This is a genomic window from Streptomyces sp. NPDC045778 (assembly GCF_056431945.1).
Map to the genome: position 1 here is coordinate 385,557 of NZ_JBWKJZ010000003.1, position 25,173 is coordinate 410,729.

26 protein-coding genes are annotated in these 25,173 nt (G+C 72.1%); 15 read left to right on the forward strand and 11 right to left on the reverse strand.

What is annotated here, in order from left to right:
• Positions 1-423 precede the first annotated feature (423 nt).
• From AC07GB_RS06015 to AC07GB_RS06025, 3 genes are all read left to right on the forward strand, one after another.
• Positions 424-939, forward strand: coding sequence for a lytic polysaccharide monooxygenase auxiliary activity family 9 protein (locus AC07GB_RS06015; protein ID WP_478842020.1), 516 nt, complete (start codon positions 424-426; stop codon positions 937-939).
• A 317-nt stretch (positions 940-1,256) separates the two neighbouring features.
• Complete coding sequence (locus tag AC07GB_RS06020) at positions 1,257-1,721, forward strand: Crp/Fnr family transcriptional regulator (RefSeq protein WP_478842021.1); 465 nt, start codon at positions 1,257-1,259, stop codon at positions 1,719-1,721.
• A gap of 99 nt (positions 1,722-1,820) precedes the next feature.
• Positions 1,821-4,238, forward strand: coding sequence for a tetratricopeptide repeat protein (locus AC07GB_RS06025; protein ID WP_478842022.1), 2,418 nt, complete (start codon positions 1,821-1,823; stop codon positions 4,236-4,238).
• Between the two features lie 30 nt (positions 4,239-4,268).
• On the opposite strand, the gene eno is transcribed toward AC07GB_RS06025, so the two are convergent.
• On the reverse strand, positions 4,269-5,546 hold the full coding sequence (eno, locus tag AC07GB_RS06030) for a phosphopyruvate hydratase (RefSeq protein WP_478842023.1): 1,278 nt from the start codon (positions 5,544-5,546) through the stop codon (positions 4,269-4,271).
• 182 nt (positions 5,547-5,728) lie between these two features.
• Between eno and AC07GB_RS06035 the strand changes: the two genes are divergently transcribed.
• From AC07GB_RS06035 to AC07GB_RS06045, 3 genes are all read left to right on the forward strand, one after another.
• Positions 5,729-6,151: a MarR family winged helix-turn-helix transcriptional regulator gene (locus AC07GB_RS06035; protein WP_033265204.1), complete on the forward strand. Its 423-nt coding sequence runs from the start codon at positions 5,729-5,731 to the stop codon at positions 6,149-6,151.
• 516 nt (positions 6,152-6,667) lie between these two features.
• On the forward strand, positions 6,668-7,156 hold the full coding sequence (locus AC07GB_RS06040) for a DinB family protein (RefSeq protein WP_478842024.1): 489 nt from the start codon (positions 6,668-6,670) through the stop codon (positions 7,154-7,156).
• A gap of 104 nt (positions 7,157-7,260) precedes the next feature.
• Positions 7,261-8,277: an alpha/beta fold hydrolase gene (locus AC07GB_RS06045; protein ID WP_478842025.1), complete on the forward strand. Its 1,017-nt coding sequence runs from the start codon at positions 7,261-7,263 to the stop codon at positions 8,275-8,277.
• A 54-nt stretch (positions 8,278-8,331) separates the two neighbouring features.
• On the opposite strand, the gene AC07GB_RS06050 is transcribed toward AC07GB_RS06045, so the two are convergent.
• Complete coding sequence (locus tag AC07GB_RS06050) at positions 8,332-9,246, reverse strand: 4-hydroxy-tetrahydrodipicolinate synthase family protein (RefSeq protein WP_478842026.1); 915 nt, start codon at positions 9,244-9,246, stop codon at positions 8,332-8,334.
• A 71-nt stretch (positions 9,247-9,317) separates the two neighbouring features.
• Here AC07GB_RS06050 and AC07GB_RS06055 point away from each other — a divergent pair, with 71 nt between their 5' ends.
• On the forward strand, positions 9,318-10,286 hold the full coding sequence (locus AC07GB_RS06055; protein ID WP_478842027.1) for a LysR family transcriptional regulator: 969 nt from the start codon (positions 9,318-9,320) through the stop codon (positions 10,284-10,286).
• 88 nt (positions 10,287-10,374) lie between these two features.
• Here AC07GB_RS06055 and AC07GB_RS06060 read toward each other — a convergent pair whose 3' ends face one another.
• Positions 10,375-10,965 carry a TetR/AcrR family transcriptional regulator gene (locus AC07GB_RS06060; protein ID WP_478842028.1) on the reverse strand — a complete coding sequence of 197 codons (591 nt, stop codon included), beginning with the start codon at positions 10,963-10,965 and terminating at the stop codon, positions 10,375-10,377.
• Between the two features lie 299 nt (positions 10,966-11,264).
• Here AC07GB_RS06060 and AC07GB_RS06065 point away from each other — a divergent pair, with 299 nt between their 5' ends.
• Positions 11,265-12,155 carry an alpha/beta hydrolase family protein gene (locus tag AC07GB_RS06065; protein WP_478842076.1) on the forward strand — a complete coding sequence of 297 codons (891 nt, stop codon included), beginning with the start codon at positions 11,265-11,267 and terminating at the stop codon, positions 12,153-12,155.
• 40 nt (positions 12,156-12,195) lie between these two features.
• Here AC07GB_RS06065 and AC07GB_RS06070 read toward each other — a convergent pair whose 3' ends face one another.
• From AC07GB_RS06070 to AC07GB_RS06080, 3 genes are all read right to left on the reverse strand, one after another.
• Positions 12,196-12,648 carry a MarR family winged helix-turn-helix transcriptional regulator gene (locus tag AC07GB_RS06070; protein WP_478842029.1) on the reverse strand — a complete coding sequence of 151 codons (453 nt, stop codon included), beginning with the start codon at positions 12,646-12,648 and terminating at the stop codon, positions 12,196-12,198.
• A complete protein-coding gene (locus AC07GB_RS06075) occupies positions 12,648-14,090 on the reverse strand; it encodes an MFS transporter (RefSeq protein WP_478842030.1) in 1,443 nt (480 codons plus the stop codon). Before AC07GB_RS06075 ends, AC07GB_RS06070 begins: the two co-directional genes overlap by 1 nt.
• Before the next feature lie 95 nt (positions 14,091-14,185).
• On the reverse strand, positions 14,186-14,779 hold the full coding sequence (locus tag AC07GB_RS06080) for a TetR/AcrR family transcriptional regulator (RefSeq protein ID WP_478842031.1): 594 nt from the start codon (positions 14,777-14,779) through the stop codon (positions 14,186-14,188).
• 101 nt (positions 14,780-14,880) lie between these two features.
• On the opposite strand from AC07GB_RS06080, the gene AC07GB_RS06085 reads away from it, so the two are divergent.
• On the forward strand, positions 14,881-15,570 hold the full coding sequence (locus AC07GB_RS06085; protein WP_478842032.1) for a nitroreductase: 690 nt from the start codon (positions 14,881-14,883) through the stop codon (positions 15,568-15,570).
• A gap of 120 nt (positions 15,571-15,690) precedes the next feature.
• On the opposite strand, the gene AC07GB_RS06090 is transcribed toward AC07GB_RS06085, so the two are convergent.
• Positions 15,691-16,065: a hypothetical protein gene (locus AC07GB_RS06090; protein ID WP_478842033.1), complete on the reverse strand. Its 375-nt coding sequence runs from the start codon at positions 16,063-16,065 to the stop codon at positions 15,691-15,693.
• A gap of 446 nt (positions 16,066-16,511) precedes the next feature.
• On the opposite strand from AC07GB_RS06090, the gene AC07GB_RS06095 reads away from it, so the two are divergent.
• Positions 16,512-17,027, forward strand: coding sequence for an RICIN domain-containing protein (locus AC07GB_RS06095; RefSeq protein WP_478842034.1), 516 nt, complete (start codon positions 16,512-16,514; stop codon positions 17,025-17,027).
• A gap of 100 nt (positions 17,028-17,127) precedes the next feature.
• On the opposite strand, the gene AC07GB_RS06100 is transcribed toward AC07GB_RS06095, so the two are convergent.
• The gene (locus tag AC07GB_RS06100) at positions 17,128-17,811 is read right to left on the reverse strand and encodes a TetR/AcrR family transcriptional regulator (protein WP_478842035.1); all 684 of its coding nucleotides are present in this window, start codon (positions 17,809-17,811) and stop codon (positions 17,128-17,130) included.
• Between the two features lie 104 nt (positions 17,812-17,915).
• Between AC07GB_RS06100 and AC07GB_RS06105 the strand changes: the two genes are divergently transcribed.
• The 4 genes from AC07GB_RS06105 to AC07GB_RS06120 are packed head-to-tail and all read left to right on the forward strand — an operon-like array spanning position 17,916 to position 20,768.
• Complete coding sequence (locus AC07GB_RS06105) at positions 17,916-19,292, forward strand: serine hydrolase domain-containing protein (protein WP_478842036.1); 1,377 nt, start codon at positions 17,916-17,918, stop codon at positions 19,290-19,292.
• A gap of 55 nt (positions 19,293-19,347) precedes the next feature.
• The gene (locus AC07GB_RS06110; protein ID WP_478842037.1) at positions 19,348-19,524 is read left to right on the forward strand and encodes a CopG family transcriptional regulator; all 177 of its coding nucleotides are present in this window, start codon (positions 19,348-19,350) and stop codon (positions 19,522-19,524) included.
• Between the two features lie 14 nt (positions 19,525-19,538).
• Positions 19,539-19,883 carry a VOC family protein gene (locus AC07GB_RS06115; protein ID WP_478842038.1) on the forward strand — a complete coding sequence of 115 codons (345 nt, stop codon included), beginning with the start codon at positions 19,539-19,541 and terminating at the stop codon, positions 19,881-19,883.
• 27 nt (positions 19,884-19,910) lie between these two features.
• A complete protein-coding gene (locus AC07GB_RS06120) occupies positions 19,911-20,768 on the forward strand; it encodes a class I SAM-dependent methyltransferase (RefSeq protein ID WP_478842039.1) in 858 nt (285 codons plus the stop codon).
• A 45-nt stretch (positions 20,769-20,813) separates the two neighbouring features.
• Here AC07GB_RS06120 and AC07GB_RS06125 read toward each other — a convergent pair whose 3' ends face one another.
• Positions 20,814-21,158: a MerR family transcriptional regulator gene (locus tag AC07GB_RS06125; RefSeq protein WP_478842040.1), complete on the reverse strand. Its 345-nt coding sequence runs from the start codon at positions 21,156-21,158 to the stop codon at positions 20,814-20,816.
• 106 nt (positions 21,159-21,264) lie between these two features.
• Here AC07GB_RS06125 and AC07GB_RS06130 point away from each other — a divergent pair, with 106 nt between their 5' ends.
• Complete coding sequence (locus AC07GB_RS06130; RefSeq protein WP_478842041.1) at positions 21,265-22,068, forward strand: aminotransferase class IV family protein; 804 nt, start codon at positions 21,265-21,267, stop codon at positions 22,066-22,068.
• A 13-nt stretch (positions 22,069-22,081) separates the two neighbouring features.
• On the opposite strand, the gene AC07GB_RS06135 is transcribed toward AC07GB_RS06130, so the two are convergent.
• Together AC07GB_RS06135 and AC07GB_RS06140 are read right to left on the reverse strand one after the other, a co-directional pair.
• Positions 22,082-24,427, reverse strand: coding sequence for a glycoside hydrolase family 65 protein (locus AC07GB_RS06135; protein ID WP_478842042.1), 2,346 nt, complete (start codon positions 24,425-24,427; stop codon positions 22,082-22,084).
• The gene (locus AC07GB_RS06140; protein WP_478842078.1) at positions 24,424-25,164 is read right to left on the reverse strand and encodes an HAD family hydrolase; all 741 of its coding nucleotides are present in this window, start codon (positions 25,162-25,164) and stop codon (positions 24,424-24,426) included. The genes AC07GB_RS06135 and AC07GB_RS06140 overlap by 4 nt, the downstream gene beginning before the upstream one ends.
• Between the last annotated feature and the right edge of the window lie 9 nt (positions 25,165-25,173).

Genomic DNA, 25,173 nt, shown 5'->3' on the forward strand with positions numbered 1-25,173 from the left:
TGGCGACGGGCACGCGGGTTCGCCGCTCGCTCCTCTGTTTTCAGGTAAGCAGCTGCCGCGTTCTCACACCAAGCGGCGCCACCTGGCCAGGTTGGTGACAACCGCTCACGTCCCGCTGATGTTCCGCTGACGTCCTGACGCGTTGGCCCAACCGTCCTGTTGGCAGGACGAGTTGGCCGCCGTGCCGCGTATGAGGTGCGTGCCGACCTGCGTGGGTACCGCGTGCCGGGTCCCCGGGAACGTGCTCCGCGGAAGTGGCCCGAAACCACTCTTGACCGTGGTCTGCCAAAGTTTATGGTCCAGACTAATCGGCCGTCGTGAACATCTGGTCTCACCGCCCGCAGTGTTCCGTCCGCGCCCCACACCCCCCACGAGAGCACTTCACGCCCCCCATAGAGCAACGTCGTGAAGGAGTACGTACGCATGGACAAGAAGCGAAAGCTGGCTGCCGCGATCGGCGCCGGATTGGCGCCCGTCCTCGCCCTCACGCTGCCGACCGGTTCGGCCAGTGCGCACGGCTACGTCAACGCGCCGGCGAGCCGCCAGGCGCAGTGCGCGGCGGGCACGGTGTCGTGCGGTCAGATCAAGTACGAACCGCAGAGCGTGGAGGGCCCCAAGGGCCTGCGCAGCTGTCACGGCGGCAACGCCAGGTTCGCGGAGCTGAACGATGACAGCAAGGGCTGGCGGGTCAGCGACGTCAGCAGGACCCAGACCTTCACCTGGAAGTTCACCGCTCGGCACCGCACCGCGAACTACGAGTACTTCGTGGACGGCACCAAGGTCGCCACCATCGACGGCGGCAACCAGCAGCCGCCGGCCACCGTGTCGCACCAGGTCAACCTCGGCAACTTCACCGGCAGGCACAAGGTCCTCGCGGTGTGGAACATCGGCGACACGGCCAACGCGTTCTACGCCTGCATCGACGTCAATATCCGTTGAGTGAGAGGGAAGTGACGGGTGATCAGGTTGCCGGCGGCGGGATGATGCTTCTCGCCGGCAGCTCCCGCTCAAGGGTCTGATCGACTGCCCGTCACCGACTGCGCGGCCTCGCCGGGGCCGCGCAGTCGCGATTTCGGCGTGCAGAGTGCGCGCGAAGATCGCAAGGGCGATGGGGTCGCCGGGGCGGTGCGCGGCGTGGCCCTGGAGCGTCCTGGGGCGCCGGGCGGCAGGACGGAGGGGCCGAACGGCCCTTGGCGTCGTACGGACGGCGTGATCATGCTGGTAGGAGAGTTCACCTGCTCTCCTTGGAGGACGGCATGAATATTTCGTCCGCATCCAGTGCCCTGCGGTCGCTGCCCCTCGAACACCGCGAGCGGCTGATGAGCGTCGCGCGCGAGGTCTCCGTCCCGCAGGAGACGCGCCTGTTCTCCGAGGGCGGGCGGGCCGATCGCTTCTGGGTCCTGCGCACCGGCGCGATCGCCCTCGACATGAAGGTGCCCGGGCGCCGCGCGGCCGTCATCGACACCCTCGGGCACGGCGAACTGGTGGGCTGGTCCTGGTTGTTCGGCCCGCCCGTGTGGCACCTGGGCGCGGAGACGGTGTCCCCCGTGCGCGCCTACGAGTTCGACGCCGCGGCCGTGCGGGCCATGGGCGAGGAGGACTCCGCGCTCGGCGTCGCGATCGCCCACTGGGTGGGCGGCACCCTGGCCCGCCGCCTGCGCTCGGCGCGCATCCGTCTGCTGGACCTGTACGCGCCGTACGGCAGTGGCGAGGTGGTGTGACCGCCCTTCGGCGCCGCCGTTGAGAGGAACCCGTGGCGGCGGCCTTCCGGCGGGCGATGATGAGCACAGCGGAACACCGCCCGGCCCGGGGGAGTACACGTGCGTCAGGACCTGAAATCATCGCGCAAGGCGGCAGAGGCAGCCGAGGCGGCCGCTCAGGCGCTGACCCCGGCCCAGGCGCTCACCGAGTTGCGGAACCGGTTGTGCGACGGCCTCGCCCGCAGTGGCCTGGGCAAGACGCAGCTCCACCTCCGGGCGCGCCTGAGCCGCACCACCGTGCACGCGGCCCTCCAGGAGGGCGCGCCTGCTCCGTCCCACCGCACGGTCGCTTCACTGGCCCGCGTACTGGGCCTGCCGAACGGGGAGTTGCTCGCCCTGAGGCGGCGGGCGGCAGCGGCGTCCGAGGACGTCGGGCAAGGGCCTGGAGCGGCCGCGAGGGCGGGAACGTCCGCCTGGCCCCGCGTCTCGCACACCACGCCCATCGAGGCGGGAGTCACCACCAGCCGGGACGACGGCACCCTGCCCGCCTACGTCGAGCGGGACGTCGACCGGGTGCTGCGCCCCGGCCTCCGCTCGGCGGCCGTGTCGGGCGGGGCATTCCTGCTGGTGGGCGACTCCGTCGCGGGCAAGACCCGCACCCTCTACGAAGCCATGCGGGCCGAGCTGCCCGACCACAGGTTCGTACGACCCGCCTCCCGTGCCGAAGTCCCCACGCTGGCGGGAGACATCGCCGAGGCCGCCGAGCGGTGTGTGGTGTGGCTGGACGACGCGCACCACTACCTCGAAGACGGGGGACTCGGGGTCCGCGAGCTGGGGCTGCTGCTGCGCTCCCGAGCCACCGTCCTCGCCACCGTCGACTCGGCGGCGTACGGGCACCGGAGCGGCTCGGCGGTGCTGGGGCACCTGCGTCCGCTCGTACTCAAGCGACGCTGGAGCGCGGCGGAGCGCGCCAGAGCGCGAGCGTCCCGGGACCCCCTGGTGGTACGGGCCGCGGAGATGCACCCCGCCATGGGAGTCGCCGAGTGCCTCGCCGTGGCGCGTCGACTGTGGCTGGAACTGGAGCTGGCCGACCGGGCGGGCGGCCAACCCCGCGGGGCCGCCCTGACGCGGGCCGCCATCGACCTGACCAGGGCGGGCCTCAAGGGGCCTCTGACCACAGGCGTGCTGCTCGACGCCCATCGGCTGTATCTCGCCGACAGCGGCGGAACGCTGCTGCGCCCGGAGTCGGCGGGAGACGCCTTCGCCTGGGCCGGCACCGTGCGCTGCGGGGTCAGCAGCATGCTGCTCCCGGCGGGGGAGGACGCCTGGAAGGTGCATCCGCAGCTGTTGACCGACGCGCGGCGGGCAGGCGTGCCGGTGCACGCGCTCACCTGGTTCCAGGCGATGGAGGCCGCAGACGACATCGACGAGATGTTCGCCGTGGCACTCACCGCACACCGGGAGCACCCCTCTGTGGCGGTGTTCCTCTGGCGGATGCTGGCGGACGCCGGGATCCGCAGGGCGGCGAACAACCTGGGCGTCCTCCTGGCCGACCTCGGCCGCCACCAGGAAGCCGAGCGGGTATACCGCACCCAGGCGGACACGCGGGACGCCAGTGTCCTGCTGAACCTGGGCAATCTGCTCAAGGACACCGGCCACGAGGACGAGGCGATCGCGATGTACGAGGAGGCGGGAGGGCGCGGGAGCGCCACGGCCTGGAACAACCTCGGACTGCTCCTGAAGGACCGGGGAGAGTCCGCCCACGCCGAGACGTGCCTGCGCAGCGCCGCGCTGGGAGGAGCGGCCGACGCCGAGTTCAACCTGGGGGTGCTGCTCGCCGAGTCGGGCCGGTCCGATGAGGCCATGGCCGCCTACGCCCGCGCGTACGCGGCGGGTGACGCGGACGCCCGGCTCAACTGGGGCATCCTCCTGATGGAGGAGGGCCGGTGGGCCGAGGCGGAGCCGCTGTTCCGCAGCCGGGCCGAGGAAGGCGACGGAGAAGCGGTGCTCTGCCTGGCCAACCTCCTCAAGGCGGCCGGCCGGCCGGAGGAAGCCACGGCCTGGTACCACCGCGCCATCGGCCTGGGGGACGCGCGCGCCCAGTACAACCTGGCGAACCTCCACCGGGACGCCGACCGCCCGGACCTCGCGGAACCCCTGTACCGCGCGGCGTCCGAAGCCGGCATCGGCAGCGCCGCGTACAACCTGGCCCTCCTCCTCGCCGCGCGGTGCCGCCTCACGGAGGCCGAACCGCTCTTCCGGCAGGCCGCGGCCCAGGGGCACCGCGACGCCCTCCTGTACCTCGGCGACGTCCTGCGGAAGACCGGCCGGCCGGCCGAAGCCGCGGCGCAGTGGCGCCTGGCGGCGGAGGCGGGAGACACCACGGCGGCGATCGCGCTCGCCACCGTCCTCACGACCGAGGCCGACCGGCCCTATCTGCGCAGGGTGCTCCGCCACGCGGTGGCCGCCGGGGACGACGGCGCGGCCCTGGTCCTCGCCGCCTTGGACACCGAAGCGCCTCGGGACACGGTGCCTTGACCGAAGGGGGCGGCGGGGAGGCGCCCCGCGCTAGCGGCGCAGCGCCGCCGCGCCCGCGTACTGGGCCTCGGCGCCCAACTGCTCCTCGATGCGGATCAGTTGGTTGTACTTGGCCGTGCGGTCGGAGCGGGACAGCGACCCGGTCTTGATCTGTCCGCAGCCCGTGGCCACCGCCAGGTCCGCGATCGTCGTGTCCTCCGTCTCTCCCGAGCGGTGCGACATCACGACGGTGTAACCCGCCCGGTGGGCGGCGCGGACGGTGGCCAAAGCCTCGGTCAGGGTGCCGATCTGGTTGACCTTCACCAGGACCGAGTTGGCGACGCCGGAGTCGATGCCCTCGCGCAGGAGGGTCTCGTTCGTGCAGAACACGTCGTCGCCGGTGAGCTGGCACCGCGCCCCGACGCGCGCGGTGAGGTCCCGCCAGCCCTTCAGATCGTCCTCGGCCATCGGGTCCTCGATCGACACGACGGGGTAGGCGTCGATCAACTTGACCAGGTGGTCGGCGTGCTCGGAGGGGGTGCGCCGCACGCCCTCCCCGGTGTAGTCGTAGGCGCCGTCGCGGAAGAACTCGGACGACGCCGGGTCCATGACCAGGCCGACGTCCGCGCCCGGCCGGTAGCCCGTGCGCTCGACCGCGGTCACCACGAAGTCGAGGGCCTCCTCGGCGGTGCGCAGGGCGGGGGCGAAGCCGCCCTCGTCGCCCACGCCCGTGGAGTGCCCGGCGGCGAGGAGGTCGCGGCGCAGGGTGTGGAAGATCTCGGACCCCATGCGCACGGCCTCGGCGAAGGTCTCCGCGCCGATCGGGGCGATCATGAACTCCTGGAAGTCCAGGGGATTGTCGGCGTGCGCGCCTCCGTTGACGATGTTCATCATCGGCACGGGAAGGAGCCGGGCGTCGGAGCCGCCGAGGTAGCGGTAGAGCGGCAGGCGGTGGGCGGCGGCCGCGGCCTTGGCGGTGGCCAGGGAGACCCCGAGTATCGCGTTGGCGCCGAGCCTGGACTTGGTGGGGGTGCCGTCCGCGGCGACGAGGGCGGCGTCGAGGCCTGCCTGGTCCTCGGCCTCGCGGCCGGTGACGGCGGCCGCGAGTTCCGTGTTGACGTGGTGCACCGCGCGGTCCACGCCCTTGCCGTGCCAGCGGGCCGGGTCGCCGTCGCGCAGCTCGACGGCCTCGCGGGCGCCGGTCGACGCGCCCGAGGGAACCGCGGCCCGGCCGAGGGATCCGTCGGCCAGTTCCACGTCCACCTCGACGGTGGGATTGCCCCTGCTGTCGAGGACGCGGCGGCCGGTGACGGAGGTGATGGCGGTCATGGGAGTCCTCCCCCTTGTCGCGTGTGTGCCGGGTTTCGGCTGCGACGACGGTGGCGCTGGACCCGACGCGAAGACTCTACAGCACTGCTGTGCAGTTGTGCTGTTTAGTCTGGCTGTTTAGCTGTGCTGTACAGTCGCGCTGCTCAGCCTGGCTGCGCAGTTGCGCTGCGTTAAAATTCGGTATGCCCCTTCCGGAATCCGCCGCCGTCGCGGCCGAACTGCGCACCGCGATGGGAAAGCTCACGCGGCGCGTGAAGCTCGAGGACCAGATGCCGCACGGCCAGGTGGCCGTCCTCGGCGCCCTGGACCGCAGCGGTGCGATGACGACCAGCGAGCTGGCCGCCGATCAGCGCGTACGCCCACAGTCCATGGCCCGGGCCGTCGGCCTGCTCATGGAGCAGGGGCTGATCACGCGCCGGGCACACCCCACCGACGGCCGTAAGAGCCTGGTCGAGCTGTCCGCCGCGGGCCAGGCGCTCCTGGAGGAGGAGCGAGGGCGGCGCGCGGACTGGCTCGCGCGGGCGATCGAGGCGGAACTGACGGGCGAGGAGCGGGAGTTGCTGGCCCGGGGGATCGGCCTGGTGGAGAGGCTCGCGGCGCACTAGCGCCACCCGGCCGGGACGTGCCGCTCCGCTCCGGCGGTTCGGTGAGCCCGCCCCTGATCATCGTCGGCCGTGACCGCACGTCCCGCACCCCGCCGGAGCACCCCGGACACGGTCGCCGAACTGACCAACGCACCGACCAACCCGAGGGCATCGACGTCCCGGCCAACCACGCGACGGCGGAGACGGTGGCGCTGGTGCCGGGACCGGCGTGACACGCCGGCGCCACGGCCCACGGCCAAGCGCGGCCCACGGTCGAGCGCGGCCCACGGTCGAGCGCGGTCCGCGGTCGAGCGCGGTCCGCGGTCGAGCGCGGCCCACGGTCGAGCGCGGCCCACGGTCGAGCGCGGTCCGCGGTCGAGCGCGGTCCGCGGATGTATGGGCTCCACTTGCGGAACCGCAAGATTCCGTGCCGGATCGCAGCGCGTCTGCCAAGACTGGGCGCACACCGACGGAAGCCCGCCGCACCCCCTGGTGCCCAGCGGTCACCGTCGCCGCCCACGAAGGGAAGGAGACGCCATGTCCGCCCCCATGCGCCGCGACACCCCGCCACCCCGCACCGGAAGCAGCGAGACGGAAGTCCTGCGCGGATTCCTCGACTACCTCCGCGCCTCGATCGCCGCGAAGGTCGACGGCACCCCCGAACCGCGAGCCCGCACGGCCGCCGTCCCGTCGGGCACGAACCTGCTCGGCCTGCTCCACCACCTGACCTTCGTCGAGCGCGCCCTCTTCCTCGGCGAGGACGTCCCCGACTGGCAGGCGACGTTCCAGGCCGGGGCCGCGGACACCGTGGCCGACGTGCTCGCCCGCTACCGGGAGGCGGTCGCGCGCGCGAACGAGGTGCTCGACCGGTGCGCCGACCTCGGCGCACCGCTCCCGCGGTCCCGGCCGAAGAAGCCCGCACCGTCCGCCCGCTGGGCGCTGACCCACATGATCGAGGAGACCGGCCGTCACGCAGGCCACGCCGACATCCTGCGCGAACTGATCGACGGTTCGACCGGACGCTGACCCGCCCGCCCCCTCGTCCGAGACAGGAACACCTTCCGAGACAGGAACACCTTCTGAGACAGGAACACCTTCTGAGGCAGGAACACCTTCTGAGGCAGGAACACATGACACCCGTGTCGCGCCGCCGCCCCCCGCGGTTCGCGAGAAGCGCGGCGGCCGCCGCGCTCGCCTTCGCCCTGACAGCCGGCGCCGCCTCCTGCACCGCGCCGTCCACCGACCCGCCCTCCCACACCTCCGCCACTCGCGACGATCCGAAGTTCCAAGGCGCGTTCCGCCATGGCTTCGCCGACGTCGACGGCGTACGCATGCACTATGTGAAGGGCGGCAGCGGCCCGCCGGTGGTGCTGCTGCACGGCTGGCCGCAGACCTGGTACGGCTGGTGGCCGATCATGCCGGAGCTGGCCGAACACCACACCGTCTACGCGGTCGACCTGCCCGGACTCGGCGACAGCACCGGCTCACCGACCGGCTACGACAAGGCCACCCTGGCACGCTACGTGCACCAGCTGATCAGCGACCGGCTCAAGGTGCCGGACGCCGCCGTCGTCGGGCACGACTTCGGTGCCGCGGTCGCCTTCCAGTACGCCGCCACCTTCCCCGACGACACCACCCGGCTCGGCTACCTCGACCTGCCGCTGCCAGGGCCCGCGGTCGACGAAGCCGCCTACCGCTCACTGAGCTGGCACATCGCCTTCCACGCCCAGCGCCGGGTCCCCGAGGCGGTCGTGGCCGACGACGTCCGCGCGTACCTGGCCCTGTTCTACCCCCAGGTCGCCTTCGGCGGCTCGGCCTTCGGCGGCACCTCCGACCGGTCCCCGTTCAGCGCCGCCGAGGTCGACGAATACGCGCGGACCTACAGCCGCCCCAAGGCGCTGTCCGGCGGCTTCGCGCTCTACCGCGCCCTCGGCAAGGACGTCCGCGACACCACGGCCGCGGCACCGGTACGCCTCCCGACCCTGCTCATGACCGCCCAGGGGCAACTCGACGCGATCCGGGGCACCGTGGCCCCGCGCATGACCAACATCGTGCGGGCGGTGGACGTACCGAAGGCAGGTCACTGGCTCGTAGAGGAGAATCCCGAGTTCGTCACCGCCCAGCTGCTGCGCTTCCTCGACGGATGACCGTGGCGCGAGGGCGGCGGAACCATGGCCGCGCCCCGCCGGGACCACCCGGGATCACACGGGGGCCGCGTGCAGAGCGGGACCGTCGGCCAGCAGCGCCGCCCGGCGGACCGCGCCGGGGGAGGCGGCGAGGAGCGGCAACCGGACGGCCGGGCTGGGGATGCGCCCCTGCGCGTGCAGCACACCCTTGATCACGGTCGGGTTCGGCTCGGCGAAGAGCGCGGCCGAGAAACGGGCGAGGTCGGCCCCGAGTCTGCGGGCGGGCTCCGCGGCACCGCGACGCCACAGCGCGATCAGTTCGGCGTAGTCGGCGGTGCGAAGGTTGGCCGAGGCGAGGATGCCGCCGTGGGCGCCCGCCGCGACGAGCGGCGAGATGACGACGTCGTCGCCGCCGAGCACGGCGAATCCGGGCGGGGGAGAGCCGAGCAACTCGACGGTGGTCGCGTCGATCACGCCGGTCGCGTGCTTGATCCCCACGACCCCCGGCAGCCGGCCGAGCGCGTCGATCGCCCCCGCGCTGAGCGGCTGCGCGGTGCGGTACGGGATGTCGTACACGATCAGCGGTACGCCGCCCTGCTCGGCCAGTGCCGTGAAGTGCGCCAGGGTCCCCGCCTCACCGGGCCGGATGTAGGGCGGGGCGGGCACCAGCGCGGCGGCCACGTCGCCGGTGGCCGCCAGCTCGCGCAGCGACTCGACGGCGGCCGCGGTGTCGTTGGTGCCGACTCCGACGACCAGCGGGGCGCCGTGCGCCCGGCAGGCGGCCGAGCAGACGCGCACCACGGTCCGCTTCTCCTCCTCGCTCAGCGTCGCCGATTCGCCGGTGGTGCCGAGGGCGACGAGACCGGAGGCGCCGGCCGACAGCGCCTCGTCGGCCAGTCGGGCCAGCGCGTCCGGGGCCAGGCGCAGATCGTCGGTGAACGGGGTCACCAAGGGGACGTACAGGCCGTTGATGTTCGGTTCGGGCTTCATGGCCCCACCTTGGCCCACACCGACCCGGTAGATCCATTTCCGATTTCTATCTGTATGCCTAAGCTGAACTTATGCTTGATGTGCGTCGTCTCTCCCTGCTGCGCGAACTCGACCGACGGGGCACGATCGCGGCCGTGGCCGAGGCGCTGACCTTCACCGCGTCCGCCGTCTCCCAGCAGCTCGGCGTCCTCGAACGCGAGGCGGGCGTGCCCTTGCTGGAGCGCAGCGGCAGGCGGGTGGTCCTCACGCCCGCGGGCCGGACCCTCGTCGCCCACGCCGACGCGGTGCTCCAACGCCTCGAACTGGCGGTGGCCGAGCTGGCCAGCGCGCGGGAGGGCGTCGGCGGGCCGCTGCGCATCGGGACCTTCCCCTCCGGCGGTCACACGATCGTGGCCGCCGCGCTCGCCGAGCTGGTCCAGCGGCATCCGGGACTGGAACCGATGGTCCAGGAGATCGACTCCGCGCGCGTCTCCGACGGCCTGCGGGCCGGGGAACTCGACGTGGCCCTCGTCCACGACTACGACTTCGTCCCCGCGTCACCCGACACCACGGTCGAGGAGATCCCGCTCCTGGATGAGCCGATGTACCTCGTCACGGCCGCCGTCACCGGGGCCGCCGGCCGCGGTGACACGCTGGCGGAGCTGCTCGGGCCCTATGCCGAGGCCCCGTGGATCACCGCGCGGGACGGCACGACCGGCCACGCGATGGCCGTGCGCGCCTGCCAGGCAGCCGGCTTCCAGCCGAGGATCCGCCACCAGGTCAACGACTTCCGCACCGTCCTCGCCCTGGCGGCCACCGGGCAGGGGGCGGGATTCGTACCGGAAATGGCCACCGCGCGGGGCCCCGAGGGGGTGGGGCTGACCAAGCTGCCGCTGTTCCGCCGGTCGAAGGTCGCCTTCCGCGCGGGCGGCGGCAGCCATCCGGCGATCGCGGCCTTCGTGGCCGCGGCGCGAGCGGCGGTCGACGGCATGAGCGACCAGGCGGACTCCTCCGCCCCGCCCCGGAAGCACAGCACCGAGGCCACGCCCACGACGAGCTGATGGGTGACCCGTGAGATGAGTCAAGCGGTCGCCCCGGAGCGCGAGGCCGACCCGGGCCCTCTCCCGCGGCCCGGGCGGGGCGCGGCGGTCAGTGCGGCTGCCGCAGCCCCGCGACGAGGAGTTCGACCAGGCGGCGCGCGTCGTAGCGGGGGTCGGTCTCGGCGCCGATGCAGAGGTTCCCGATGCCACGCATGAGCTGGTAGGCGTCGAGGCCTGGACGGATCTCGCCTGCGGCGGTGGCGGCGTCGAGGAGTTGGGCGCACACCGGCAGGAGGCGGTCGAGGAAATAGGCGTGCAGCGTCTCGAAGCCGGCAGCGTCACTCCGCATGGCGGCGGCCAGGCCGTGCTTGGTGACCAGGAAGTCGGCGAACAGGTCCACCCACTTGCCCAGGGCGGCGTGAGGGGTCGGCTCGGCGGCCAGCAGGGCAGGGCCCGCCTCGGCGCAGGCGTCGACCTGGTGGCGGTAGACGGCGATGATCAGCTCCGCCCGGGTGGGGAAGTGGCGGTAGACCGTGCCCATCCCGACGCCGGCCTTGGCGGCGATGTCGCGTACGGGTGCTTCCACGCCCGAGGTGACGAAGACCGCGGCGGCCGCGTCCAGCAGGGTCTGTTGATTGCGCCGGGCGTCCTTGCGCCTGGACTCGCCCTGGCCTCCCGGGACTTGGCCGTTGTCGCTCACTGGGGCACTCCTCCTGCTCGTCGGCCTTGCAAAGCGGAACTGTGCTCCGTATCGTTAGCGGAGCAAGGTTCCGTTTCATTCATGATGGCAGACCGGTGGGCGGGCCGCCATGCCCGTGACGCCCCACTCGGGCCCTGGCTCACGCGCCGTCACCACCGGGCCCACCGCGCCTGAGAGCCGCTGAACCCCAGAGTGCGCGGACACCGACGCGCAGACACCGAACGGAAGGCACTTACATGCCCGACTCGAACACCACGTACGCGCAGAAGGCCGAGCACGCGCAGAAGGCCGAGCACGCCATGGTGATATCCGCCAAGCCCGTCGTCCTGCCCGCCCCGGGCCGCGGCGAGGACCTCCAAGTCCGTGTGTCCGCCCCCGCGACCGGCGGCGACCTGCCCGTCATCGTCTTTTCGCACGGCTTCGGCTGGTCGATGAACGGCTACGCGCCGCTCGCGGACCACTGGGCCGCTCACGGCTTCGTGGTCGTCCAGCCCACCCACCTCGACTCCAGGACGCTCGGCATCCCCGCCGACGACCCTCGTACGCCACGGATCTGGCGCATCCGGATCGAGGACCTCACGCGCGTACTGGACGGGCTCGACACCCTGGAAGCCGCCGTGCCGGGCCTGGCCGGACGTGTCGACCGCGAACGCGTCGCGGTGGCCGGGCACTCCTGGGGAGCCCAGACGGCCAGCACGCTGCTGGGCGCGCGGGTCCTCGACGCCGACGGCGTACCTGGTGAGGACCTGTCCGATCCGCGCGTCACGGCAGGGGTACTGCTCGCCCTGACCGGGCTCGGCGACGGCCTGACCCCCTTCGCCGCCGAACACCTGCCCTTCATGCGGCCGTCCTTCGCCACCATGACCGCGCCCGCCCTCGTCGTCGCCGGGGACCGTGACGACTCCGCCCTGTCCACGCGCGGACCGGACTGGTTCACCGACCCTTACACCTACAGCCCGGGCGACAAGAGCCTGCTCACGCTGTTCGGGGCCGAGCACTCCCTCGGCGGCATCGTGGGCCACGAGGTCGCCGAGACGACGGACGAGAGCCCCGCGCGCGTCGCCCTGATCCAGCACCTCACGACGGCCTTCCTGCGCGGCGCCCTCCTCGGCGACGACACCGGCTGGAAGGCGGCGGCCACCGCCCTCGCGCAGGAGTCCGGTCCGCTGGGGACCTTGCGGAGCAAGTAGGCGAACTCGGCCTGCCCGCGAGGAGGTCGGGCGGGGCGGGTCAGCCCAGGAGCTTCGCCACGACGCGGTCGAGCGCCTCGATGTCCTCCCGGGGCAGGCCGAGCAGGGCGTCGGGCGGCGTGGTGAGGATGGCGGTGGCGCGGTCGGCCTTCTCCTGGCCCTCCTCGGTGAGGTGGACCAGCTTGGAGCGGCGGTCGGCCGGGTTGGTGATGCGCTCGGCCAGGCCGCGCCGCACGAGATCGTCGACGATGACCGTGGTGTAGGGCGGATCCGAGCCCATCCGCTCGGCCAGTTCGCGCAGGCTGAGCGGACCCGCTGCGAGGCGGCGCAACGCCCGGACGCGGCTGAAGCTCATGCCGAGGGCCTCGGCGACGGTCTTGCGAAGGTCGTGGCGCTCCAGCAGGAGCGTGTTCAGCCCCTGCCAGGCGCGGGCCGCCGCCCTGGCGGTGTCGTCGTCCCTCTCGGGGCCCTTGTCGGCGTGCGGACGCTCCATCAGGCGTTCAGTTTCTCCTTGGTCTGCTCGGCAGCGAACTGCCGCGCGGTGCGCTGCGCCGTTGCCCGGCCCCAGCGGCCGGTAGTGAGGGTACCGAGGATCACCACGGTGGCGCCGCAGCCGGCGACGATCCACCACGCGGTACGGGCCGCGTCGACGAAGGCGGCCGTGTCCGTGCGGGCGGCCCCCGCCATGAGGGCGCCGATGACAGCCACGCCGAGGGTCTGGCCGATCTGCCGGCTGGTGGAGGCCACCGCCGCCGCGACACCCGCCTGCGAACGGGGCATCCCCGACACGGCGGTGTTGGTGATGGGCGCGTTGACCAGGCCGAAGCCGGTGCCGAAGAGCAGGTACGCGACGACGAGCACGCTCACCGGCAGACGCTCGGAGTAGGTGAGGGCCTGGAGGACCGCGCTCGCGCACAGCGCCGCGCCGGCGAGCAGCAGGGGAGCGCGCGGCCCCCGCGAGGCCACGAGACGGCCGGACAGCGGTGCCGCCAGCAGCGCCATGGCCGCCATGGGCAGCATGAAGAGCCCGGCGTGCAGGGCGTCGTACCGCCGCACGTCCTGCAAGTACAACGAGCTGACGAACAGGAAGCCGCCGAGCGCGGCGAACGCGACGACCGCGATCGCCGTGGCTCCCGAGAACGGTGCGGACCGGAAGAAGCGCAGGTCGATCAGCGGGTCACTGCGCCGCGGCTCGTACCACAGCAGCCCGAGCAGCGCGGCCGTCGCCGCGGCCGCGCAGCCGACGACGAGGAGCGATCCCGCGCCGTGGTGGGGCGACTCGATGATCGCGTACGTGAGCGCGGTGAGGAGTACGGCGATGAGGATCTGGCCGACCGGATCCGCCCGGCGGGGCCGCGGGGCCCGCGACTCGGGTACGTACCTGCGGGTCAGGAACAGCGCCGCCAGGCCGATCGGCACGTTGAGCCAGAAGATGGACCGCCAGCCGATCGACTCCACCAGGGCTCCGCCGACGATGGGTCCCGCGGCCATGCTGATGCCCACGACACCGCTCCACACCCCGATGGCGCGGGCGCGCTGCCGCGCGTCCGGGAAGGTGTTGGTGATGATCGACATGGCGACGGGGTTCAGCATCGAGCCGCCGACCGCCTGGAGCATCCGCGCGACGACGAGCCAGCCGAGCCCGGGGGCGAGGCTGCACAGCAGGGACGCCGTGGTGAAGACGACGAGCCCCACCTGGAAGACCCGGCGGCGGCCCACGCGGTCGCCGGTCGACCCGGAGAACATCAACAGGCTCGCGAGGACCAACGTGTAGCCGTCGACCGTCCATTGCAGCCCGGACACCGAGGTGTGCAGGTCGCGCTGGACGGCCGGCAGGGCGACGTTCAGGATCGTGTTGTCGAGGCTGACGATCAGCAGGCTCATGCAGCAGATGCCGAGCACGAGCCAGGGCCGTGGGGAGGGGGCTTCGGGCATGACGCGGCTCCGATTTACTTGTGTTAGTAACATCATTGTGAGCATACAAGTAAATGGGCGGGGCTGTCGTGGGGGATGTGAGGGGGCTTTTCCTGTCAGCTCGCGCCCGGCAGGGCGTGGTCCAGGAGGGCCTCTGCCGCGGCCCGCGCGTGGCGGCCGTAGTTCGCGTCGTCCAGCACCATGGCGCGGCTGGCGGCGCCGTCCGCGAGGGTCACCAGCTGCTCGGCGAGCGCGGCGGGCTCACGGCAGCCCAACTCCGTGACCAGCGCGGTCACCAACTGCGCCATCCGCAGCTTCTGTTCGCGGGCATACGCGTGGACCGCGCTCCGCGGGTCGGGGAACTCCGCGGCGGCGTCGATGAACGGGCATCCGCGCACCGGGGCCTCGTCCGCCGCGGGCTGGTCGAACAGTCCGAGGATCCGTTCGCGCGCCGGGACGTCCTCGCGCGTCAGCGCGCTCTCCAGGGTGCGACCCGAGGAGGCGAGGTCCTGGAGATGGGCGACGACCAGGTCGCTCTTGGTCCGGAAGTGCGCGTAGAGGGTGCGCTTGGACACCGGCGCCTGCTCGGCGACCTGCTCCATGCCGGTCGCGTTGATCCCCTGGGTGGCGAACAGATGGGCGGCGGCGGCCAGGATGCGCTCGCGTCCGCCGCGCCCCTGCCGCCGCGACGTCGCGGGCTCCGTGGTCATGCGGGAAGTATACGTACTCGTTTACTTAAGGAGCGGTGGCTTGCTAGGGTCGGTTTGAAGGTAAACGGAACCGTTTACTTGCAGGCTCTTGAGGAGTGTCGATGAACGAACTGGCCACGACCGAGCTGAGCGACTACGCGGAGCGGCTGATTCGAGGGCGCCGCGCGACCCGCGCGTTCCGCCCTGATGCCGTGCCCGAGGACACCCTGCGCGCGATCTTCTCCCTGGCCGGCGCCGCGCCCTCCAACTCCAACGCGCAACCGTGGCGCATCGAGGTCGTCGGCGGCGCCAGGCGCCAACGCCTGGCAGACGCCTTGCGGGCGGCCCACGCCGCGCGGCGCACCTCGGCCGACTTCCCGTACTCCGACAGCATGTACGCCCCCGTACACCGGGAGCGGCGGGCGGAGTTCGGTGCCGAGCTGTACGGAGCGCTGGGCATCGGCCCCGACGACCACGCGGCGCGCGCGGCGTACGACGCGGAGAGCCTGCGCTTCTACGGCGCGCCGCACGCCGCGTTCCTGTTCGTCACCGGCGACGGCGGAGCACGACTGGCCGCCGACGTCGGTGCCTACCTGCAGACCCTGCTCCTGGCCATGACCGCGTACGGCGTGGACAGCTGCCCCCAGGGCCTGCTCAGCTTCTACGGCGACACCGTCCGGACCGAACTCGGCGTCACCGAAGGCAAACTGCTCGTGGGCGTCTCCTTCGGCTACGCCGACACGAACGCGCCGGTGAACCGGGTCGCGACCGGCCGCGCCGCCCTCGAAGCGACGACTGCCTTCCACTTCTAGGGCTCGGCCTCGCATGCGGCAGCGTCGTCACGGGAAACGGCCCGGCACGCTCACCATGAGCGACCGGGCCGTTCCCCTCCGACCTGCACGCTTGTGCCCCCTCGCACCGGAGGGCCGTGGCTACTGGCAGAGCGCGAACGCCGTCAGCTGCTGAGCGTTGCTCCCCGTGTTCGTCCCCCGCAGGATCCAGGTGGAGCCGGAGGCGTAGGAATCCGTGAAGAAGATGCCGAAGGCACTGGTCGTGCCACCGCCGCCGGTCGGCGCCGTGCCCGCGGGGCAGTTCGCGTACGAGCTGAAGTTCTCGCCGGGGTTCAAGGTCACGGTGTCACCCGAGACGGGTGTCCCGGCCTGCTCCGCCCGCGCCTTGACGATCCTCGGCTTGGGCTTGGGCGCGTCGGAGCTGTCGGATCCCGATGACGCCGAAGCCACGGTCGTGAAACCGACGGCGGCGATGACGGCCGCGCCCACAGTGACTGCCTTGAGTCGCGTGGTCATGCGCTCACTCTCCTTCTGTAGCGGTGAGCACCGGGCCAGTCCGCCCGGCGCGATCCTCACCATGCGGGGCCCGCCGGGCGCACAGCCACCGCGATTCCGCTCACTGGAACGCGTTCCACTGAGCGGGCCGGAAGCTTCTCCTCGGCGGGGGGCCGGGCCATCCTCGGGCGCGCGTGACGCGAGTCGGCGAGGGGATCCGATCCGGACTGCCGCCGCACCCGACGACCCCCGGCACGGCGGGCGCGTGAGGGGTGAGGGGGCGCCGTGGAGGTGACGCCTGACCTTCAGTGGGCCGTGACCTGAAGGGCGACGGCGCCTGTCTTCGACCTGGGCCGGAATGAGCCGATGCCGCTACGGGGCGTACCGCTGAGTGGAACACGTGCTTGTCGCCCGCCGAAGGCCCTGAGCACGCTGAGGCCGACACGTTCCGGAGAGAGGAGAGAGACATGCGCAGACCGAACCGTCGGGTGGGACTCCTGGGCTCATTGGCGCTCTTGATCGGCAGCCTCGCCTTCACGACCTCGGCGTCGGCGGATCCCGCCCCCGAGGGTGCGAAGGCCGCCCCCGGGGTCCCGATCGTGGCGATGAAGAACAACAAGTGCCTCGAAGTGCGGGACGGCAACCGCGGCAACGGAGCGCTGGTGACCACGTGGGACTGCCACGGTGGCGCCCAGCAGCGCTGGAAGTGGTTCAACGACCAGCTCGTCAGTGACCTGTCGGAGGGTGGCCCGGCGAAGTGTCTTGACATCGTCGCGGCCAACGCCGACCGGGGTGCCGCGGTGAACATGTTCGACTGCCACGGCGACTGGCGGGCCCAGCAGTGGTACACCGCGGGGAGCCGGATCGTGAGCAAGCTGAACGGCATGTGCCTGGACCTGTCCGGCGGCAATCCTCACCCGGGTGCGGCGATCCAGCTGTATGAGTGCAACCACAGCAACTCCCAGGACTGGCGCATCGGCTGACAGGCCGTTTGCTCGCGGTTCGCCGGACCCGTTCGCCGGACCCGCCCGCCGGACCCGTTCGCCGGCTACGGTCGCCGAACCGCGAGCAATCCTCGCAACGCTAGCCGCGCTCCGCGGCGAGCCGGGCCTCGAAGCCGTCGAGGATGGCCCGGAGGCCGAACGCGAAGCTGTCGTCGGGCGCGGCGGCGTACTGCTCGGCGGAAACGGTGCCGAGACGTGCGCGCAGCCTCGGATACGGTTCGGCCGCGGCGGCGGCTTGGGTCATGGCGTCGGCCATCAACTGCTCGGCGTTCGCCCCGTTCTTGCCGAGGCGGCGTTTCAGTGACACCTCCGCGGCGGGCCCCAGCGCGCTGCCGAGGACGAAGATGAACACCGTGGCGGCGGCCCGGTCCGCGTCGGCGGGGCCGAAGCCCGCCTTCTCGTAGATCGCGAGGCTGTGGTCGTCGAAGCGCGCCTGGCCCGGGCCGTGCATGAGGTGGCTGCCGAAGGCCTGGCCGAGCCAGGGGTGCCGGGTGAGCATCGCGTGCATGCTGCCGGCCTGGGCGGTGGCGGCCGTACGCCAGTCCGTCGCGTCGAGGTCCGGCCGCTCCACCTCCAGCCACATCGCGTCACTGGCAAGGCGGACCAGCTCGTCCTTCGTCTTGATGTGCCAGTAGATGGCCGTGGCGGCCGAGCCGAGCCGTTTGGCCAGGCTGCGCATGTTGAGCCCGTCCAGGCCCTCCTCGTCAAGCAGCTCGGTGGCCGCACGGACGATCCGGTCTGCGGTCAGCGTGTCTCGCGGCATGGCCCCCACCCTAGTTGCACTTAGTTCATGACAGCTCTTGCACTTAGTTCAAGTGGCCCTCTACGCTGCACTCGTACTTAGTTCAAGTGCTCGAAGGGGGAGCGATGTCGCACGAGAAGCTGGCACAGGTCGTCGAGGCGCGGGCCGCGGAGTCCGGGGTGCCCGGGATGTCCGTCGGCATCCTGGTGGACGGCCAGGAGATCTTCGCGTCGCACGGCGTGACGAGCCTCAGCGATCCGACGCCGGTCGACGAGGAGACGCTGTTCCACCTGGCGTCGGTGTCCAAGACCTTCACCGCGACCGCGTTGATGCGCCTGGTCGCGGAGGGGAAGGTCGACCTGGACGCGCCGGTGCGACGCTACGTCCCCGAGCTGCGGCTCGCCGACGAGGCGGCGGCCGAGCGGATCACCGTCCTGAACCTGCTCAACCACACCGCGGGCCTGGACTGGAACCTGATCGACGACGGCCAGGGCGACCGCTCCCTCGCCGGGCTCGTGGCGAAGCTGCACGAGCTGCCGCTGATCGCGCCGCCCGGCACCCGGGCGTCGTACAGCCAGGCCGGTTACAACCTGGCCGGGCGGATCGTCGAGAAGGTCACGGGCCTTCCCTTCGAGCAGGCCGTGGCCTCCCTGGTCCTGGAGCCGGTGGGCCTCCCGGACACGGTGTACGGCCTGGCCGAGGTGATGGTCCGCAAGTTCGCGGTGGGTTATAACCGCGGTGACGACGGCGAGTTGCGGCCCGCCCGGCCGTGGGGCGCCTTCCGGGAGGGCGCGCGCGCCGACAACCCGGGCGGCGGCCTCGCCTCGTCGGCGAGCGACCTGCTGCGCTGGGCACGGTTCCAACTCGGCGACGGAGAGGGCGTGTTGCCCGCCGAGGCGCTGCACCGCATGCGGGAGCGGACGGTCGAGCTGCGCTCCAGCTCGCTCGGTGACGGCTTCGGCATCTGCTGGTTCCTGCACGACCTGGACGGCGTCCAGGCGATCGGGCACGGCGGCTCGGGCACCGGGCAGTTCGCCGAACTCCTGATCGTGCCGGAGCGGAACTTCGCGGTGGTCGCCCTGTCGAACGCCGGCCCGGACGGCTACACCTGCAACCAGTCCGTGGTGAAGTGGGCCCTGGAGCACTACCTCGGCGTCGTCGAGAAGGAGCCGGAGCCCGCCCCGTACGACGAGACGCTGGCGCGGCAGGTCACCGGGCGCTACGACATCGACGCCATGAACGTCGACGTCGCCAGTGACGGCACCCGCCTCACCCTGGCCGTCGAGATCAAGCCGGAGATCCGCGAGGCGTCGGACGAGGAGATGCCTCCCGGCTACCCGCCCGCGACCATCGCCTTCCTCCCCGGCGACGGCGACGAATACCTCGTCCTGGAGGGCGGACTCAAGGGCGAGCGCGGCTACTTCTCCCGCGACAGCGGCGGCACCGTCATCGGCATCGACCTGGGCGGCCGGCTCTTCAACCGGGTGAGCGACGCGTCCTGACCGATGGGGTGGAACGGGGAATCGCCTAGCTTGCTAGGATGCTAGCATCGCGGGCGTGGGCGATGAGGAAGTCAAGCAGTTCAACGTGTATCTGCCGCTCGGGCTGATCAAGCAGGTCAAGTTCCGTGCCATCGAATCGGGCATGTCGTTGTCGGCGCTGACCGCCGAGGCGTTGCGTGCCTACCTCGACGACGCCCACGCGCGGGAGCAGCGAGCGAGCGGCGCGGACTGAGGAGGAGGCCTGACATGGCGACCGAGGGCATCGAAGCCGTGTTCCTGGAGACGCACAACTGGGGCAAGGCGGCGAAGTTCTTGCAACAGCTCGGCTACGAACTGGAGTTCGCGACGGACCATAACTCCGGCCAGCTCCGCAACGGCGACGGACCGTACGTGTTCATCACCGAGGTCCCCGAGACCCAGGAGCCCCGCACGAGGCTCGTGATGAAGGTGCCGGACGCGGACGCGTTCCCCGCCGACCCCGCCGTGGAGGTGGTCACCCCGTTCGAGGACACCCACTACGGGACGAGGGAGATGACCGTCCGCGACCCCGACGGACGCCTGTGGAGCCTCCAGGCCCCGGTCAAGAACTGACCGTTGACCACGACGAGAGGGCACACCATGTCAGTCGAGCAGACCGAGACACCGGACAACACCGCCCTGCGCACCGCCCTCTGGCGGGCGCTGCACCTCGAAGTCGACGCACCGCCCCACGTCCTGAAGGACGAGGTCGGCCTGCGGCTCGCCGCCCCCGACGACGGCTGGCGCGAGCGGCCCGACATGGACCCGCGGTTCACCAGCGGATTCCGCGCGGCCGTCGTCGCCCGCGCCCGCTTCGTCGAGGACCTCATCGCCGAGCAGGCCGACCGCGGCGTCACCCAGTACGTCATCCTGGGAGCCGGCCTCGACACCTTCGCCCAGCGCGCGCCCGAACTCGCCTCCCGTCTGCACATCTTCGAGGTCGACCAGCCCGGCACCCAGGCCTGGAAGCGCCACCGCCTCGTCCAGCTCGGCTATGGCATCCCCGACCGGCTGCACCTGGTGCCCGTCGACTTCGAGTCCGGCGAAGCCTGGCCCGAGCGGCTGGCCGCCGCCGGTTTCGACTCCGGCCGGCCGGCGGTCGTCGTCTCCACCGGCGTCAGCATGTACCTCACCAGGGACACCACCGCCGCCACCCTGCGCGACATCGCGGGCCTCGCCCCCGGATCGACGCTCGCCATGACCTTCATGCTGCCGGCCGAGCTCGTCGACGAAGCCGACCGGCCCGGCCTGCGGGCCAGCACGGAGGGCGCACGGGCGTCCGGCACGCCGTTCATCAGCTTCTACGCCCCGCAGGACATGCTCCAGCTGGCCCGCGAGGCAGGCTTCAAGGACGTCCGGCACGTCTCGGGACGCGCCCTCGCCGAGCGCTACTTCGCCGACCGCGCCGACGGCCTGCGCCCCTCCACCGGAGAAGACTTCCTGCTCGCCACCACCTGACCCCGCGGGCGGGCGCCGCGCCGCGCGACGCCCGCCCGCCAGGGCTCAGGGCTGCGTCAAATAACCCGCGAGCGCGCCCCGGCTGCGCCGGAGTTCGTCGATGCGCTCGTCCATGGCGGCCAGCTCCCCGTCCAGGAGCGCCCGCAGGTCCGCACACCAGTCGAAGCCGGGCTGCTCACCCCGGGTGCAGGGCAGCACCACACGGATCACCTCGGTGGTCAGGCCCGCGTTCAGCAGGGCCCGCACCTTCCGCACGGTCACCACCGCGTCCTCGCCGTACTCGCGATAGCCGTTCGGGCCGCGCTCCACCTCGAGCAGACCCTGGGCCTCGTAGTACCGCAACAACCGCGTGCTGACGCCGGTACGCCGGGACAACTCCCCGATCAGCATCTGCTCCCGCCTCGTCCGCGCTTGACCTTGCCACCGATGTCAAGCCTTAACGTCACCCCGTGACCAGGCATTCCACGCCTGGCGTTCCACCCTACGGGAGCACGGCATGACCTCTTTCGTCACCCATCTCGACGGCCGCCCGGCCACCGCCGAAGAGCTGGCGCCGCTCGCCTTCGCGGGCTTCGCCCACTTCACCGCCGCGCAGGTGCGCGACGGCCGGATACGCGGACTCGACCTCCATCTACGACGGCTGCGGCACGCCTCCGACGCCCTGTTCGGCCGGGCCCTGCCCGACGACCGGGTGCGGGCCCTGCTGCGGACGGCGATCGCGGCCGGGCCGGACGACCACTCCCTGACGGCGACGGTGTACTCCCGCGCGGGCGAGTTCACCACCGCGGGGGCCGACGCGGAACCCGCCGTCCTCGTCCGCACCGGCCCGGCCGCCACCGGCCCCGAGGGCCCGCTGTCCCTCGACACCGTCGAGCACGAACGCGACCTGCCCGCCGTGAAGCACGTGGGCGAGGTGGCCAAGACACACCTCTTGCGGCAGGCCGTCGCGCGGGGCTTCGACGACGCGGCCTTCGTCGACCGCCGGGGCCGCCTCAGCGAGGCCACCATCTGGAACCTGGCCTTCTGGGACGGCTCCGCCGTGATCTGGCCCGTCGCCGACGTCCTCGCCGGCACCACGATGAGCATCGTCCGCCGCCAACTGGAGCGCCTCGGCGTCCCGCAGTACGAACGGGTGATCACCCCCACCGACCTGCCGCAGCTGTCCGGAGCCGTCGTCATGAACTCCTGGACACCCGGCGTCCCGGTCAACCGCGTCGGCTCCATCCCGCTGCCCGAGGCCCAGCCCTTCCTGGAACTGCTGCACAAGGCGTACGAGGCGGAGCCGCTGGTGGGCCCCTGAGGGATCCGCCCCCTCAGTGGTGGGCGTGCGGACGGCGGTGAGGTGGCTGGTCAGGCGCCGGCCGGGGCTTCAGCTCCGGGATCTCCCGGCTGCGCGGCTCCTCCGGGCTGAGGGTCAGCGGCTCGCCGTAGTGGCGGATCGTCAGCTCCGGGCCGCTGAGGACCGTGTACGTGACCGCCGTCGCGCGCACCTCCACGCGCAGGCACCGGCCGAGCACCTGGAGCTTGAAGGCGACCCGGCTCAGCCTCTCGGGCAGCCGCGGGGTGAACTCCAGCGTGTCCTCGCAGCGCCGCATCCCCCCGAAGCCCGCCACCAGCGCCGTCCACGTCCCGGCCAGGGAGGCGATGTGCAGCCCGTCACGCGTGTTGTTCTCCAGGTCCTCCAGATCCATCAGGGCCGCCTCCACCAGATAGTCGTAGGCGAGCCCCAGATGACCGGTGCGTGCCGCGATGACCGCCTGGCTGCACGCGGACAGGGAGGAGTCGCGGACGGTGAGCGGCTCGTAGTAGGCGAAGTTGCGCTCCAGGTGCTCCTCGTCGAAGAACGTGGAGCACGTGTACATGGCGAGCACGAGGTCCGCCTGCTTCACGACCTGCTTGCGGTAGAGGTCGAAGTAGGGGAAGTGCAGCATCAGCGGGTACTGCTCGGGCCGGGTGGCCGCGAAGTTCCAGCGCTGGTACCGGGTGAACCCGGAGTGCTGCTCGTGCACACCCAGGTCCTCGTTGTACGGGATGTGCATGGCCTCCGCGGCGTCCCGCCACGCCGCGCTCTCCTCGTCGTCGACGCCGAGCGCCGCGGCCGTCTCGCGGTGGGCCTCGGCGAAGTCCGCCGCCGCGAGGAGATTGGTGCGCGCCATCAGGTTGGTGTACGTGTTGTCGTCGGCGATCGCGCTGTACTCGTCCGGGCCCGTCACCCCGTCGATGTGGAACGCCCCGTGCGCGTCGTGGTGGCCCAGCGACCTCCACAGCCGGGCCGTCTCCACCAGCAGCTCAACACCGGTCTCACGGACGAACTGCCCGTCGCCCGTGGCGGCGACGTAGCGCACCACGGCGTCCGCGATGTCGGCGTTGACATGGAAGGCCGCGGTGCCGGCCGGCCAGTAAGCGGACCCCTCCGAGCCCTCGATCGTGCGCCAGGGGTACGCCGCCCCCCGCAGCCCCAGCTGCGCGGCCCGCTCGCGCGCGGCCGGCAGGGTCGAGTGCCGCCACCGCAGCGCCTCCGCCACGGCGTCCGGCGAGGTGTACGTCAGCAGCGGCAGGACGAACGTCTCGGTGTCCCAGAAGGCATGACCGTCGTAGCCGGAACCCGTCAGCCCCTTCGCCGGGATCGCGCGCCGCTCGGCCCGCGCACCCGCCTGGAGGACGTGGAACAGCGCGAAACGCACGGCCTGCTGGATCTCCTCCGCGCCGTCGACCTCGACGTCCGCGCGGGCCCAGAAGGCGTCCAGATAGGTTCGCTGCTCGTCCGCGAGGCCGGTCCAGCCGGTGTCCGTGGCCGCCGCGAGCGCCGCGTCGACCTGGTCGCTCACGGCGGGCAGGGACCGCGTGCTCGACCAGCCGTAGGCCACGAACTTCTCCAGGCGCAGCCGCCGGCCCGGTTCGAGGACGGAGGTGACGGTCAGCCGGGCCACGTCGTCCCCGGACTCGCTGCTGGTGCGGGTCCGGTCGGGCCCGTCGACGGTGTGGTCGGCGGCCGCGGCGACCCGTAGCCCGCTGCGCCGGGTGCGGTGCACGAGCCGCAGCCGCCCGTCCCGCGCCGTGTGCTCCTCCGGCGCCAGCGGCGACTCCAGGACGGCCGAGGCACGGGGGTCCTTCGCCGGCTTCGGCAGCTGTTCGTTGGCCACCAGCTCCGACTGGACCACGACGCGGACCTCATGGTCGACGGCCTCGACCTCGTAGGCCACGGCGGCCACCGACCGCTGGGTGAAGGACACGAGCCGGGTGGAGCGCACCCGCACCGTGCGGCCCGCCGGGGAGGTCCACTCGCAGGTGCGCCGCAGCACCCCCTCGCGCAGGTCGAGGACCCGCTCGTGGGACACCAGGCGGCCGTAGCGCAGGTCGAAGGGCTCGTCGTCCACGAGCAGCCGGATGACTTTGCCGTTGGTCACGTTGATGACCGTCTGCCCCGACTCCGGATAGCCGTATCCGGCCTCCGCGTAGGGGAGCGGGTGGGTCTCGTGCACGCCGTTGAGGTAGGAGCCGGGCAGGCCGTGCGGCTCGCCCTCGTCCAGGTTGCCGCGCCAGCCCACGTGGCCGTTGGACAGGGCGAACACCGACTCGCTCTGCGGCAGCACGTCGAGGTTCAGGACGTTCTCGCGCAGGCACCAGGGCTCGACGCCGTAGGACGAATGTGTGATCACGCCGCGCCCCCCAGCTCCGCGAGGTCCTGTACGACCCGGTCCGCGCCGTGGGCCCGCAGGGCGTCGGCCTGACCGACGCGGTCCACGCCGACGACGTAACCGAAGTGGCCCGAGCGCCCCGCGTCCATGCCCGCCAGCGCGTCCTCGAAGACCGCGGCCCGCGCCGGCTCGACCCCGAGGTCATGTGCCGCGGCGAGGAAGGTGTCGGGCCGTGGTTTGCCCGGCAGCTTCCGCTCGGCCGCGACGACGCCGTCGATGCGGACCTCGAAGAGCGACTCCGCGCCGACCGAGCGCAGGACGTCGCGGCAGTTGGCACTGGAGGACACCACCGCCGTACGCAGTCCCGCCGCCCGCGCGGCCTCGACGTAGCGCAGCGTGCCGTCGTACGCCTCGACGCCACCGGTGCGGATCTTCTCCAGGAGGAGGTCGTTCTTGTGGTTGCCAAGCCCGTGGACCGTCGGCCGGTCCGGCGGATCGTCGGGCCTGCCCTCGGGCAGTTCGATGCCCCGCGAGGCGAGGAAGGAGCGCACCCCGTCGGCGCGCGGCTTGCCGTCCACGTACTCGTCGTACTCCGCGACCTGGTCGAACGGCCGGAAGCCCGCGCCCTCCCGCTCGCGCAGGAACGCGTCGAAGGCCTCCTTCCAGGCGGCCGCGTGGACGACGGCGGTCTTGGTGATCACACCGTCGAGGTCGAAGAGGCAGGCCCGTACGGTGTCCGGCAGGCCGAGATTGGTCAGGTGAGGGCC